Source organism: Paenibacillus sp. PastM-3 (genome assembly GCF_029893965.1).
In the GTDB taxonomy this organism is placed as follows: domain Bacteria; phylum Bacillota; class Bacilli; order Paenibacillales; family Paenibacillaceae; genus Paenibacillus_AQ.
In genome coordinates, this window is the sequence record NZ_JARXXP010000035.1 from 1 (window position 1) to 14495 (window position 14495).

Sequence of the window (14495 nt, forward strand, 5' to 3'; positions counted from 1 at the left end):
CGGGCCCCGGGCCATCGCCGCACCCCCCCCCCCCCCCCCCCGCGCCCGCCCCCCCCCCCCCCCCGCCCCCCCCCCCCCCCCCCCCGCCGCCCCCCCCCCCCCCCCCCCCCCCCCCCCCCCCGCCCCCCCGCCCCCCCCCCCCCGCCCCCCCCCCCCCCCCCCCCCCCCCGCCCCTGTTTTATCAGGTACAGAACCCGCTGCTAAATAATCTCAAACACATTCGTCAGCCGGGTCAGCTCAAAAATTTTGAATACATTCGGATGGAGAGACTGCAGACGGATCGTCCCGCCGTTCTCCGCACATTTTTTGTACAGGCTGACAATAACACCAAGACCGGTACTGTCAATAAAAGTGCAATCCTTGAAATCCAGCAGAAAGCTTGTCTGGCCGCTGCTTATGCAGGTTTTGACTGTATCCCGGAAAGCGCTGGCCTCCTCCACCGAAAACATCGCCGGCATATCGATCGTAATCTCGTTCATGCTACTCACCCTTTATTATAAATTTCTCGACCAGAAGCTCCAGCTCACCTGCCATCGCACTGATCTCTTCGGCTGTAGATACAAAATTATTAACTGTTGCCGCCTGCTCCTCAGTGGCACTGGAGACACTCTCCGTATTCTGAACAGACATTTCTGATATCGTCCCCATTGAGTCAATCAGCTTGATGATCTGGTCAGAAGTAGCTACTTCATCCTTCGTAATTTCCAATATTTCCTGTACACTTGCCGTTATCAGCTCAACTGACTCAATAATATGAATAAAAGCGTGGTCCGTCTCCTTGACGATCCGTACACCGCTCTCCACAGCAATGGAGGCTCCCCGCATCGACTCCACGGCCTGGCCTATTCTGGTTACCATATCAGACACCAGGCTGCTGATTTCTTCCGCCTGCAGGTGTGTTTCATCCGACAGCTTTCTGACTTCTCCGGCCACAACACTGAAGCCTCTGCCGTGCTCCCCAGCCCTTGCCGCCTCAATTGCCGCATTCAGAGCCAGCAGATTTGTCTGCCTGGCAATCGCGTTAATGGTGCCGATAATAGCAGCTACCTTGTCCGACAGCCCGCTTACAGTAAGCAGCTGCTCCTCGGTTTCCCGGGTACTGCTGCTGATGGAATCCATGGCAACGACCGTATTCATTACCCCTGTTCTGCCGGCCTGTGCTGCCTCGTTCGTGTTATTTGCATTCTGTGAAGTGGCTGAAGCCTTGCTCTGGGCAAGCTGCACCAGACTGGAGAGCTGAACCAGCACCTGGGAGGCATTCACTACAGAATGGTTGTTGTTCTCCGCCCCTGCAGCGATCTCCTGGGTGCTTGAGCTGATCTCTTGAATCGAGGCGCTGATTTCCTCGGAGGAGGCTGCCATTTCCTCAGACATGGAGGTGAGGACTGCCGAGCCGTGCCTTACCTTTTCAATAATAGCTTCCTGCTTGTCGATCATCGCATTAAATGAATCACTGAGGGACTGCAGCTCATCCCGTGTATGTATTGCGGTATGTACTGTCAGATCCCCGTCTCCGGCGAGCGACATTGCGGCCTGAAGCTTCTTGACCGGATTTATGATATTGCGTGTGGTAAAGAAGTACCCAAGCAGCAAGGCCACCAGGATGAATGATACAACCACAATCAGCGTCGTAGTGCGGATTTCAGCTGCCGGCTTCATGTATTCACTGTAATTTGCGGTCGTCGCTGCGATCCAGCTCCCTGCCGGCTCGAAGGAGACATACTTATACACGCCGTCATATGTATAGAAACCATGTGCGGTATCCCCGTTTTTCATCTGCTGCACAAGTGCGTTCAGTTCCGCATTACTGTTGCCGTCCAGATTCTCCTTCAGCACCTTGCTTCCGTCAGGGTGATAGACAATCAGGCCGGTCCGGTCCAGCATATATCCGTATCCGCTCTCGCCGACGCGGGTCTCAGCGACTGGAGCTGCAATCGTGTCGAAGAGGATCGTCCCGATCAGCACACCGGTAACACTGCCGTTCTGGCGCAGCGGCCGGGCTACTGCTACAATATTTTTATTGCTGTCTTTGGATACGAGAACTTCGCTTATTGCTTTTTCACCCGCCAGTGCCTGAGCGAAATATGCACGATCCTTCACATTCAGCTCCGGTGACTGCGAACTGCTGGTGATCAGCACCTTGCCGTCCACATCAGCAATAATGAGAGATTCTATCAGCATGGCATTATCCTGCTGAATACCTGATATATAGGAATAGGCCATCTGCTTGGCATTCTGCTCTGAAGGATCACCGGCGAATGCCGCCAGAGCTTCGTTTCGGCTGGCGACATCCAGCAGGTTCCCCGCAGCCGTCAGCTCCGTTTCAACCGCCTTGGCGGCTGAACTTGTTGTCCCCTTCAACTCCTCTTCAATCGTCTTCTGCAGCGCGGTTGATGCCAAATTGTATGAAACCGCGCCGGATATACCTAAAGGGATGCTGATGATTAGGAACAAAAGGATGCTCATTTTAACCTTGATACTTAATTTCACTACATTCTCTCCTTTTTAGTGAGCACATACGTTTTTGCTGATAAACATCGTATTATGGATCATCTCCACACTGTCCGAGAAGCAGCGGATCAGATATAGTCCTCTCCCTCCATCTTCCAGCAGCTCCCCGTCGCTGATTTCCTGCGGAATCAGCAGATCCCGCTCTCCGTCGCCGGAGTCCTCAACCTGCAGGTTGAGCAGCCCGCCGCACAGGAGATAACGGATGGTGATCGGTTTCGTACAGTCGCTGAGATTGCCATGATAATAAGCGTTGGTCACTGCTTCCATCAGAATCAGACGGATATCAAACGCATATGGCTCCAGCTCAAGATCCTGGATAATGTCCTCAATGATGACCTGATGATTCCCCAAACCGCAGAATATGACTTCCTTTTGTACAGTTTCCATATTTCACTTCCTTGGCTTACGTAATATGCAGCTTCAGCCATGTGCAGTCATCCTGCAGCACCGATCCTGTAATCTTACCCTTTAAATAGTTATATTCCCGGCAGAGCTCGTCGCCGTCAAACAGCAGCTCCATGCCGTCACTATAGAAGCAAAAGCGGTCGCCTGCCTGAAAAGCAATGGCCGTCTGTTCAAATTCACTGCTCCCGAACATTCCCAGAGGGGTTCCCTTCACAGTAATTTTTATTCCGTCTGCGCCGCAAGGCACGAACATGAATTCATTGATCCCCGCAGCGGCCGCTTTCAGAATCCCTCTGCCAAAATCAAGATGGAAGCAGCAGCTGGCAATGTAATCCTCACCCATGTGCTCTATTGCTTTGCGGTTCAAATCCTGCAGGATGTCCACTGGCGCAAGCCCGCTCTGAAGGCTGTCCATAAACATTACACGCAGGGCTGAAATGCTGAGCGCTGCAGAAATCCCTTTGCCGGCTACATCACCGATGATGCCAAGCACCTCAGACTCATTGATTTTGTGAAAAATAAAAAAGTCACCACTGAGCGTATTCGCCGGTACATACAGCTTTTCCAGAACAGCCCTCCCTTCGAGGGGAAAACCTACCGCATGACGCTGCTCCTGAAGCCGGACAGCCCGCTCAATCTCCTTTTTCTTCTGCGTAATATCACGGCATACCAGCTGCAGCGCTGCGGTCTCGTTGTAAATAACAGGCACCCCGGAAATATCCAGGTCGTATACCCGGCGGTCATGCCGCCTAATAAAGCGCTGCTCGATCCGGAAGCTGTCCTTGATGCCTGTCATCGCCTTCAGCTTGTTGTATTCCGAACTGCTCAGAGGCTCCTCAATAAAAAAATCATCAATACTCCTGCCAAGCAGCTCGTCCTTCTGTATACCGAACAACTTCTCTGTCCGCTGGTTGGCGAACAGAATAGTGCCGCCGCTGTATACCAGAATCGCCTCCGGGCACAGCTCAACCAGATCCCGGTAGCGTTCTTCACTCTCACGCAGGCGCTTCTCCGAGTGTACCCTTTCGCTGATATCATGGATAACTGTATAGATACAGTCCCTCCCAAGCATACGCATAGTTCCGGTGTGAATCTCCACATCAATGTGCTGACCGGAGGCCAGCCGGTGTTGGTCATGAAAGACCTGGTTCCCGTGATATTCCCCTCCGGGCAGAGCTCTGGCCAGAAATCTGCCGGTACCCATGCCCGCTTCCTGCTCCGCGCTCAGATCTGTGATCAGCAGCTTCCTGAAATCACGCAGCCGGTAGCCGTAAAAAGCACAGGCTGCCCGGTTCGCATCCACGATACTGCCGTCAGCCGGATCCACCATCAGCGTAATCAGATGGTTGTTCTCATAAATACACCCGTAATGATCCATACACTGGGCTGCGCTGGGCGCTGCCAGCTGATTTTTACACTGCTTGTCTCCTGCCATAAATGTGATCCTCTATTCCCATTCGCCTTAAATTCATCCTATTATATTCATTTTCGCGCCAGACTACCGTGAATTTCGACACATTTAAGGATTATTGAACGGGTAGAACATATAAATTCTTATATTTCAAAACAAACCCGGCCAGCGTCATATCATCATGACACTGGCCGGGTTTAAACCGTTCTATATTACAGCTGGGTAAGAATGATTGTTCCCTGCGGCGTAATGGCCAGGGTATGCTCATATTGAGCAGAAAGTCCGCCGTCAATGGTCCGGGCAGTCCACCCGTCAGCATCAACCTTGGTCCGGTAGCTTCCGGTATTCAGCATCGGCTCGATGGTAAATACCATACCTTCCTTCAGGCGCGGGCCTTTGCCGGCCGGACCATAGGAAGGCACATCGGGCTTTTCGTGCATCTCTGAGCCGATACCGTGGCCGATGAAATCACGGACTACCGAGAATCCGTTCGACTCGGCATAGGTCTGGATGGCGTGCGCAACATCACCGATGCGGTTCCCGGCAACGGCCTGCTCAATGCCTTTGAACAGCGATTCCTTGGTAGTATCAAGCAGCTTCTGCGCCTGTTCGCTGATGTTGCCTACGCCGTAGGACCAGGCTGAATCGGCCAGCCAGCCGTTCAGGTTAACGACCATATCAATCGTAACAATATCCCCGTCCTTCAGCGGCTCCTTCTTGGGGAAGCCGTGACAGATCACATCGTTTACAGAAGCACAGGTTGCATAAGGATAGCCGTGGTAGCCTTTTTGCTCAGGAGTGGCTCCCTGTGACAGGATAAACTTCTCGGCAAATTCGTCAATTTCCCAGGTCGTAATACCGGGCTGTATCATTCCGGCAATCTGCCGGTGGCATTCGGCCAGAATTTGGCCGGCTGCCCGCATTTTTTCGATCTCTTCCATGGTCTTCATGATAATCATCTGAATCGCCTCTTCTGTACAGAACGCATTACTCACTATAATGGCTCTTGAATATGTTTTTGTCACTTCTCTCTATATATTATGTAAGAAAACCGCCGAAAATCCAAATTTAATCTGTAATTGGTGACGATTTTCCCGGTTTTTCATAAAACGCCGGACAAAAAACGGACCTGTTCCTTTTGGAGAACAGGTCCGTTTGAATGCAGGCAGTCAGTCGTGAAAGTTAAGTCCGGAGGTTACAGCAGATACGTATCCGCTGCGGATGACGAAGTCTCCGAAATGCTCGCCGCTGATCCGTTCATTGGCATAGCGGTGAATCATCGGCTCCAGCGTCTCCAGAATTTCCTGCTCGCCGATATTTTCCTTATAGAGCTTGTTCAGACGGTCGCCGCTGAAGCCTGCTCCCAGATACATGTTGTATTTACCCGGCGATTTGCCGATAAAAGAAATCTCTCCAAGTGCCGGGCGGGCACAGCCGTTAGGGCAGCCCGTCATCCGGATGACAATTTCCTCGTCCCGCAGGCCGGCCTTGTCGATAATCGGCTCCAGCTTGTCAAGCAGATGCGGAAGATAGCGCTCTGCTTCCGCCATGGCCAGACCGCAGGTCGGCAGCGCCACACAGGACATTGCGCTGCGCCGCAGTGCGGAATGATGTGCACCGTCGGTCAGGCCGTATTGCTTGGCCAGCTCGGCGATCCGGCGTTTCTTCGCGCTGCTGACACCGCCGATAATCAGATTCTGATTCGGGGTAAGCCGGAAGTCGCCGGTGTGAATCTTGGCAATTTCGCGCAGTCCGGTCATCAGCGGATAGCCTTCCTGATCCTGAATCCGTCCGCTCTGGATATAGAGGGTCAGGTTCCATTTGCCGTCGTAGCCCTTTACCCAGCCGTAACGGTCGCCGTTATGGTCGAAATGGTAGGTCCGGGCCGCTTCCAGCTCCCAGCCCAGCCTGTGGTGAAGCTCTCCTCTGAACCATTCCAGCCCGTGGCGGTCAATCGTATATTTGAACCGGGCATTTTTACGGACGGAACGGTTCCCGTAATCGCGCTGAATCGTAACGGTCTTCTCGGCAACCTCAATGATCTGCTCCGGACGGACGAAGCCGATTATCCGGCCAAGCTGCGGATAGGTATTGGTATCACCGTGCGTCATCCCCATTCCGCCGCCGACAGTCACATTAAATCCGGCCAGCTTGCCGTCTTCAAGTATTGCGATGAAGCCCAGGTCCTGGGAGAAAACATCGACATCATTGGAAGGCGGAACCGCCAGGCCGATCTTGAATTTGCGCGGCAGATAGACCGGCCCATAAATAGGCTCAACTTCCACATCCGCTTTGCTGTCCACTACCTTTTCCCCGTCCAGCCAGATTTCGTGGTAGGCCGGAGTCCGCGGTGCGAGGTGGTCGCTGAGCTTGCGGGCCCATTCATAGACCTCGGAATGTACCTCGGACTGGTAAGGATTCGGGCTACTCATTACGTTGCGGTTGACATCTCCGCAGGCCGCCAGAGTAGTCATGAGTGTATCGTTAATGGTTCTGATTGTCTTTTTGAGGTTCCATTTAAGCACACCGTGCATCTGAAAAGCCTGCCGGGTCGTGAGACGCAGTGTACCGTTGCCGTACTGGTGGGCCAGCTTATCCATTGCCAACCATTGCGCTGCCGAGGCCACGCCCCCAGGTGCTACTACCCGCAGCATGAACTGAAAGGCCGGCTCCAGCTTGGAGCGCTCGCGTTCTGCACGCAAATCCCGGTCATCCTGCATGTAGCTGCCGTGGAATTTCAGCAGCCGGTTATCATCCTCCGGCAGTCCTCCGGTAATCGGGTTCTGCAGCGTCGATTCGAGGGCGCCGCGCAGATAGTTACTCTCCAGCTTAATATGTTCAACATCACTAGGCGGTCCGCCGATCGGCTTCACCGCTGATTCATTGTTTGCCACTATTAATCTTCTCCTTCCGGGGCCATCCGCTGTCCTTAATATACATCGCGCTGATAGCGCTGTTCCTGCTGCAGGTTCTCCAGATATGCTGCGGCATCTTCAGGGCTGAGGCCGGCTTCTTCCTGAATAACGGTCAGGAGTGCCGCATGAACATCATGCGCCATGTGCTTCTCGTCGCCGCATACATACACATGCGCGCCTTCCTGCAGCCAAGCAAACAGTTCTTTGCTGTGCTCAAGAATGCGGTGCTGCACATATACCTTCTCCTCCGTATCACGTGAGAAGGCTACATCCAGCTTGTTCAGTACGCCTTCCTTCAGCATCCGCTGCCAGTCTGTCTGGTAGAGGAAGTCGGTCACGAAATGGCGGTCGCCGTAGAACAGCCAGGTCTTGCCACCCGCACCCTGCTCACCGCGTTCTTCAAGGAAGGATCGGAATGGCGCAACACCTGTGCCCGGCCCGATCATGATTATAGGCACATCCGGATTGGCCGGTAGCTTGAAGTTCGGATTGCTCTGGATATACACCGGCAGCGTGTCTCCCGGCTGGACCCGTTCGGCGCAATGCACCGAGCAGACGCCGTAGCGGTCACGCCCGTGCGATTCATAGCGCACCGCGCGGACGGTAAAGTGAACCTCTTCCGGATTCGCGTTATAGCTGCTGGAGATTGAATATAATCTTGCCGGCAGCTTGCGCAGTATGGATACAAAGCTGCTGGCCGGAACATTCCATGGTCCGAAATCCGTAATCAGATCCAGCAGATCTCGGCCCTGGATATAGGACTTCAGCTCTTGATGCGCTTCCGGTGCCAGCAGTGCCTGCAGACCCGGTGCGGCAGACAGCTTAGCCGCCTGTTCCAGCAGCGGTTTGGTCAGTACAGTAATTTCGTAATGGCGCAGCAGCGCTTCGCGCAGTGTGCCTTCTTCACCCTTCTTATTAAAAGGAACGGTTTCGTCCGGATTCCAGCCTGCTGCAGCAATAATATCCGCTACCAGCTGAGGATGATTCTCCGGATAGACCCCGAGGGAATCTCCAGGCTCAAAGGTCAGCCCTGAACCGGCAAGCGACAGCTCCAGATGCCGGGTCTCCCGGTCCGAGCCGCGTCCGTTCAAGTTCAGATTCTCCAGCACTTCCGCATTAAAAGGATGATTGCGGGAAAAAGGTGATTGCGGCTCGTCAGCCTTCTCGGCTGCCGCTACTGCCTGGTCAGCGAGCTGCGGTGCATTCTGCGGGCCGTTCAAAGCGCCAAGCACCTGCTCGAACCAGTCTGCGACCGGCTCATCATAATCGAGATCACAATCGATCCGCGGGCTCAGGCGCTGGCCGCCGAGCTGCTCCAGCCGCTCGTCGAAGTCTTTACCGGTCTGGCAGAAGAACTCGTACGAGGTATCTCCCAGTGCCAGAACCGAGAAGCGCAGCGACTCCAGCTGCGGAGCTCTTTTGCTGTGCAGGAATTCATGGAAAGCCCGGGCATTATCCGGCGGCTCGCCTTCCCCGTGCGTACTGACCAGAATCAGCAGATTCTCGACCTTCTTGAGCGTATTCGGCTTGAAGGCGTTCATCGCAGATACAGTTACCTTGAAGCCCTGCTCCTCAAGCTTGCGGGACAGGCTTGCCGCCAGCCGCTGGCAGTTGCCGGTCTGCGAGCCGAACAGCACAGTCACCTCACGGGATAATGGTGGTGCAGCTGCAGCTGCGGCAGGCAATGCGCCCTGGGCGGCTGCAGCAGGCACCTGCTGCTCACCGGCTGCCGGTGCAGCCCCGGCTCCCCGCAGGGACATGGCGGACAAATATCCGCCGAGCCAGATTTGCTGCGACTCTGACAAGGTCGGCAGCAGCTGGTTTAGCAGCTGGACCTGGCTCTCGTTAAACGGGCTGTTCGTAACTTGTAGTTGCACCAATATGGACCTCTCCTTAGCGTAAAATCTTCTTCTCTTCTAACATCTTGAACTCAGGCTATCATAATTATCCGAAACGATCAACGAGTCTGATCATGACTTAAAATTGGTATTATTGTCATTTTATCCAATATAATGACGAAAAGCGGCTTAAATCAGAGTAAAACACTCCGATTTGGGCCGCTTCATTATTATTAATGATAACTTGCATTAGATAATCTGATATTACAATTTTGCTGCAGATTCCCTTTTAAGCGTTCCGGGGCCTTCAAGAAGCCCTTCAGCCAGGATATTCTCCTTTTTACGGCGGACAAGCAGCATCAGCGGGAAACCTGCCAGCACTAGGAGCGCAGCAACCACAAATACGTCATTGACGCCCATTGTAAAGGACATCAGCCCGATATTTCCGCTGCCAGATGTCCCGGCGGTTCCGGCCAGCTCCTTCGCATGTATTGCCTCCCTGCTCGACAGCAGCGAGGTAAAGACTGCAATTGCGAGTGAGCTGAGCACATTACGGACCCAGTTGTTAATCGAGGTTGCATGTCCCGACCATTCTGCCGGAATTTCCTCCATGGATGCCGTGCTGCTCGGAACATTCGCCAGCCCGATTCCCAGATTCCGCACGACCATCGCCCATAAAATGAAGTTATGGGCGATGCCTACATGGAGCCTGCTCATCAGAAACAGACCGGCAAAGATGCAGGCGATGCCGGCAGAAATCAGCTTTACCGGCCCGAAACGCGGGTAGAGCTTGCCGACCACCGGGCTGAGAAGGGCCAGCAGTACTGATGACGGGAGCAGGATCAGACCTGTTTTGAGCGTGCTGGCCCCTTCGGCCGTCTGCAAAAACAGCGGTGTCAGATAGGTTCCGGCATACATGGCTACTGTAACAATACTGTAAATGCTGAGCATTACCGTGAACCTGCGATTTTTCAGCACCCGCAGGTTAAGCAGCGGCACCTCCGTCTTCAGCTCCCGCAGAACAAACAGAATGAGCAGTACTATTCCAAGCGTGATCATGGAAAGGGTCTTCCAGGAGGTCCATCCCCAGCTGCCGCCCTGGCTGAATGCTCCCAGCAGGGACAAGCTGCCCAATACCACCGTAAACAGTCCCGGCACATCAAAGGACTTGGGAACATTCATCCGGTAATAAGGAATCAGCAGCTGGGTCAGAATGACAGCCGCCACTCCGACAGGCAGGTTGATCAGAAACAGCCAATGCCAGCTGGCGAACTGGAGCAGCCAGCCGCTGAAGGTAGGACCGATGGCCGGAGCCACCATGGCCGACAGCGACCACAGGCTGACGGCAAAAGGCCGGCGCTCCTGCGGAATGACCTGAAAGATGATGGTCATCGTACAGGCCATAATCAGTCCGCTGCAGGAGCCCTGCAGCATGCGGAACACAATCAGAACAGATGGATTCCAGGAAAGTGCACACAGCAGTGAAAATACGGTAAAGCCCGATAACGCGAACGTATACAGCCGTTTATAACTGAACCGGCCGCCTAAGTATCCGGCGAGCGGGGCCGTAACGCCAGTGGCGAGCATGAAGCCGGTAACCATCCACTGCATCGTGTGCAGCCCGGTCTGGAAATGATCCATGAGGATCGGCACGGCTATATTTATCGTTGTAGTGCTTAGCACAGAGAGAAAATTCCCGAAAAAAATGGCGGTCATCACCGGCCAGAAATGAATTTTACCTTTAACTGCGGCTTCCAAGAATGTTTCCCTCCTTATCCATATGTCTACTTTTACATATGTAACTTGACTTTGTTAATGTTATAATTACAGAATAGTTATGTCAATACTGACATATAGGAGCTATTTGCAGTAATATCGGATTATCAAAGACTGGAGGACACTACAGCCATGAATACACTGTCTTACGGGCTGCTTGCGCTGCTTACAGCAAATCCGCTGACGGGCTATGAACTGACGCAAGGCATCAAACCCCTGTGGAGGGCGGGTCACAGCCAGATCTATCCCCTGCTGCAGAGCATGGAGGAAAAGGGCTTCATCCGTCATGAGCGGATTGAGCAATCCGACAAGCCGGATAAAAAAATATATACGATTACCGAAGAAGGCATCTCAGTGCTGCAGGAATGGGTTAGGCTGCCTGCAGAACCGGCCGTCCTGCGGGATGAGCTGCATTTCAAGCTGTACAGCCTCTGGCTCACCGAGCCGGACGAAGCCAAGGCACTGCTGCTGCAGCGTATGGAGTTCAACCGCAGTGAGCTCCAGCGTTACAATCTGCTGATCAAGGCCAATGAGGCGCTCCGCGATGAGCGCGGGGAGACCCGTGAGCTGAAGGCAACCACCTTCGGGCGTTATCTGCTGCTGCAGAAGCGGGTGATGGCCATGAAATCCTCCATAGCGTTCTGCGAGTGGGCCATCGGTGAGCTGGAGAGCAGCTGTCAGCCACCGTCCGGATAGGTCAAGGACCAGTCAGGCTGTAATCCCAAAAAAGGCTGTCCGTTAAGTCATCTCATGACTTAACGGACAGCCTTTTTATTTTGAACACCCTTAGCTTTCATTCATCTGTTTCCGCTTATGCAAGCTGCTTTTCACTTGTTCCACAATCAGGTGAAGGATGAACAGCAGCGTTCCGGCATTGATCGCAAGATCGGCCAGATTCAGGATTCCCCCGCCATCACCGAAAACGAGAAAATCAGTAACCTGATGGTACAGCACACGGTCAATCCCGTTGCCTGCAGCCCCGCCGACCAGAAAACCGCTGGCAGCCTCGAGAAGCGGTCCCCGCAATTCTCCTTTACGCCGGTAATAGAGTACTGCCGCCACAAAAATTACAGCCACAATGGCAAAATATTTGCCGTATCCCTGAAATGAGCTAAAGGCAGCGCCGCTGTTCTCGTAATAAGAAAACGTCAGATGCCCTTCCCAGAATGGTACAATTTCCCCTAGCTGCATATTCGTCCTTACGATCCACTTGGCAGCCTGGTCTGCCGCGAATACCAGTATTGCAATCACATAAAAGAGCAAAAACCAGCGCCTCCTTTTTCTCTGCCTTATGGTTCCTCGGCACCTTTTTCTTTCTTCAGCTTATCACATGCCGGCTGCTGTTTTCATCTTTGCCATATTTAACATGATGTTCCCCGGCCCGGCGGGAATGAGGAGCTGTTACGAGAAAATCTGTAATGGTTAAACACTCTTAGAGAGATTGACCGACTGGAGGCGGGCACCGCATGGAGGAATACGGACTGATACTCATTAAACTTATTGCAGGCTTTATTGGACTATGGATAATGACCCGGCTGCTCGGCAAAAAGGAGATTTCTGCCCTGACCCCGTTTGACTTTATTTCGGCGGTTATTCTGGGTGATCTTGTCGGTGACACCATTTATGAAAAAGAACATACCATCCCGATGCTGCTGTTTACACTGGCAATCTGGACTCTGCTGTCTATTACCCTTGAAAAAATTACGCTCCGCCTCCCGAGGCTCCGCAAGCCGCTGGAAGGAGAGCCGGAAATTCTGATCCGCGACGGAAAAATTGATATGGGCAAGCTGCGAAAAAACAACCTGGATTTCGAGCAGCTGCGAATGATGATGCGGTCTAAGGATACCTTCTCTGTCAGCGAGGTCGCGTATGCCATCTATGAGACAAACGGCTCTCTGAGCATCCTCAAGAAAGCGCAATATGAACCGGCGACCCGCGAGGACCTGCTCGTCCCCGTCCCGGAATCCGTCCTGCCGGTGAGCATCATCGAGGACGGGATCATACAGCGGGACACTCTCGGCAGTCTCGGGCATGACGAAGAATGGCTGGCCAAGGAGCTCCGCAAGCTGGGATATACCGGACCACAGTCGGTAGTTTATGCCGAAATTACGGAAGAAGGAGAGCTGGCTGTCATCTCCTCGGTCTCACACTAGAGCCACAGGGTGAAGGGCAGGCTTGCGGTAATTTCAGAGGCATTTTTGCCTCTCATTTCCGCCTCCCGCAGTCTTTTGGCGATTTCAGAGGCATTCTGTGCATCCCTGTGCGCTATGGAAACTGCCCTTCCTTCCTTCCTTCCTTCCTGCTTGGCGTCTGCACGACATCAACACAAAGCAGCGGCTCCCTGTTAACGGGAAGCCGCTGTTCTGCTGTTCACAACTACTGCTGCACTGCACCCGGACAAATCAATTGGCCTCAGGATTGGTCAGTAGCCCGTCTATATTATTCCAATAACCAATGATAACCTGCTGGTTACCACGCGTAAGCCTCAGGTGCCGGACGGCCCGGACCCGGGAAAATCTCATCCAGCTTCTTCATGGTGTCCTCATCCAGCGCGATTTCGGTAACGTGCAGAGAGTCCTCAAACTGCTGGATCGTTCTCGGCCCGATAATCGGGGCTGTTACCGCCGGATTAGCCAGCACCCAGGCCAGGGCAACCTGATCCTCATGCTCGCCCAGCTCTTTGCAGAGCGCGGAGAACTGCTCCAGCTTGCTGCGGTTCTGCTCCAGCTTGTCTGAACGGGCGCTACGTACGCCGCTCTTAGCCAGCGCGTTGCGGCCCAGCAGCCCTCCAGCCAGCGGACTCCACGGAATAACGCCAAGGCCCAGCTCCTGCGAAGCAGGCAGAACCTCAAGCTCCGGCGTCCGTTCCAGCAGATTGTACAGGTGCTGCTCCGAGACAAGGCCAAGGAAATTGCGCGCTTTGGCCTGGGCCTGGGCAGCAGCAATATGCCAGCCGGCGAAGTTACTGGAACCGATATAATCTATTTTTCCCTGGCCAATGGCATTCTCGAATGCGCTCCACAGCTCATCCCAGGATACATTCCGGTCCACGTGATGCATTTGGTACAGCTCAATATGCTCGGTCTGCAGACGCTTCAGTGAGCCGTCCAGATGACGTCTGATTTTATAGGCTGACAAGCCTGCGCCGGAATTAGGCCCGTCAAGCTCATCGAACATATCCCCGTACACTTTGGTCGCCAGCACGACCTTCTCGCGCCGTCCGCCTCCCTGCTTGAACCACCGGCCGATAATTTCTTCCGTCCAGCCGCGGCGTTCCTGGCCCCCGTAAACGTTGGCCGTATCAAAAAAGTTAATTCCCGCATCCAGCGCGGCATCCATAATCCGGAAAGCATCCTTCTCTTCGGTTTCCGGGCCAAAATTCATCGTGCCGAGACAGAGCTGGCTGACCTTAAGGCCTGATTTACCCAAATAACTGTACTTCACTCGTATTTCCTCCCTTTAATCCCTTAATGGTTGTCCGCAATACATTTTCCACTATACCCCTTAGAGTCCACTATAAGGCAAGCTTTTTTATTAACCCCAAAAGCGGGGCCTTTCATGGATACTGAAAACATAAAAAAAAACGTACGCTATCCAAGTAAAAGATAACGTCCGTTCTGCAGGAAACCGGAATCCCGA

General features: G+C 53.6%; 12 protein-coding genes. 2 read left to right on the forward strand and 10 right to left on the reverse strand.

Annotated elements, in window-relative coordinates; all coding sequences use genetic code 11:
- Positions 1-200 precede the first annotated feature (200 nt).
- From M2108_RS27910 to M2108_RS27945, 8 genes are all read right to left on the reverse strand, one after another.
- Positions 201-479, reverse strand: a complete 279-nt coding sequence (locus tag M2108_RS27910) for an STAS domain-containing protein (protein WP_277472715.1) — start codon at positions 477-479, stop codon at positions 201-203.
- A 1-nt stretch (position 480) separates the two neighbouring features.
- A complete protein-coding gene (locus tag M2108_RS27915; RefSeq protein ID WP_277472710.1) occupies positions 481-2490 on the reverse strand; it encodes a methyl-accepting chemotaxis protein in 2010 nt (669 codons plus the stop codon).
- Positions 2491-2505: 15 nt separating this feature from the next.
- Positions 2506-2898 (reverse strand): ATP-binding protein, encoded by a 393-nt coding sequence (locus tag M2108_RS27920; protein WP_277472709.1) that lies wholly within the window; start codon positions 2896-2898, stop codon positions 2506-2508.
- 16 nt (positions 2899-2914) lie between these two features.
- Positions 2915-4351 (reverse strand): SpoIIE family protein phosphatase, encoded by a 1437-nt coding sequence (locus M2108_RS27925; RefSeq protein ID WP_277472708.1) that lies wholly within the window; start codon positions 4349-4351, stop codon positions 2915-2917.
- A 188-nt stretch (positions 4352-4539) separates the two neighbouring features.
- The gene (gene map, locus M2108_RS27930) at positions 4540-5286 is read right to left on the reverse strand and encodes a type I methionyl aminopeptidase (protein ID WP_277472714.1); all 747 of its coding nucleotides are present in this window, start codon (positions 5284-5286) and stop codon (positions 4540-4542) included.
- Positions 5287-5496: 210 nt separating this feature from the next.
- Complete coding sequence (cysI, locus tag M2108_RS27935; RefSeq protein WP_277472707.1) at positions 5497-7221, reverse strand: assimilatory sulfite reductase (NADPH) hemoprotein subunit; 1725 nt, start codon at positions 7219-7221, stop codon at positions 5497-5499.
- Between the two features lie 35 nt (positions 7222-7256).
- Entirely contained in the window at positions 7257-9119 is a 1863-nt protein-coding gene (locus M2108_RS27940; RefSeq protein WP_277472713.1) for an assimilatory sulfite reductase (NADPH) flavoprotein subunit, read from the reverse strand.
- A gap of 225 nt (positions 9120-9344) precedes the next feature.
- Entirely contained in the window at positions 9345-10838 is a 1494-nt protein-coding gene (locus M2108_RS27945) for an MDR family MFS transporter (RefSeq protein ID WP_277472706.1), read from the reverse strand.
- Positions 10839-10988: 150 nt separating this feature from the next.
- Here M2108_RS27945 and M2108_RS27950 point away from each other — a divergent pair, with 150 nt between their 5' ends.
- A complete protein-coding gene (locus M2108_RS27950) occupies positions 10989-11552 on the forward strand; it encodes a PadR family transcriptional regulator (protein ID WP_277472705.1) in 564 nt (187 codons plus the stop codon).
- 90 nt (positions 11553-11642) lie between these two features.
- Here the strand turns inward: M2108_RS27950 and lspA are convergent, their stop codons facing one another.
- Entirely contained in the window at positions 11643-12119 is a 477-nt protein-coding gene (gene lspA, locus M2108_RS27955; protein WP_277472704.1) for a signal peptidase II, read from the reverse strand.
- Positions 12120-12322: 203 nt separating this feature from the next.
- On the opposite strand from lspA, the gene M2108_RS27960 reads away from it, so the two are divergent.
- Complete coding sequence (locus tag M2108_RS27960; protein WP_277472703.1) at positions 12323-13009, forward strand: DUF421 domain-containing protein; 687 nt, start codon at positions 12323-12325, stop codon at positions 13007-13009.
- Positions 13010-13325: 316 nt separating this feature from the next.
- Here the strand turns inward: M2108_RS27960 and M2108_RS27965 are convergent, their stop codons facing one another.
- A complete protein-coding gene (locus M2108_RS27965; RefSeq protein WP_277472702.1) occupies positions 13326-14300 on the reverse strand; it encodes an aldo/keto reductase in 975 nt (324 codons plus the stop codon).
- Positions 14301-14495: the final 195 nt, after the last annotated feature.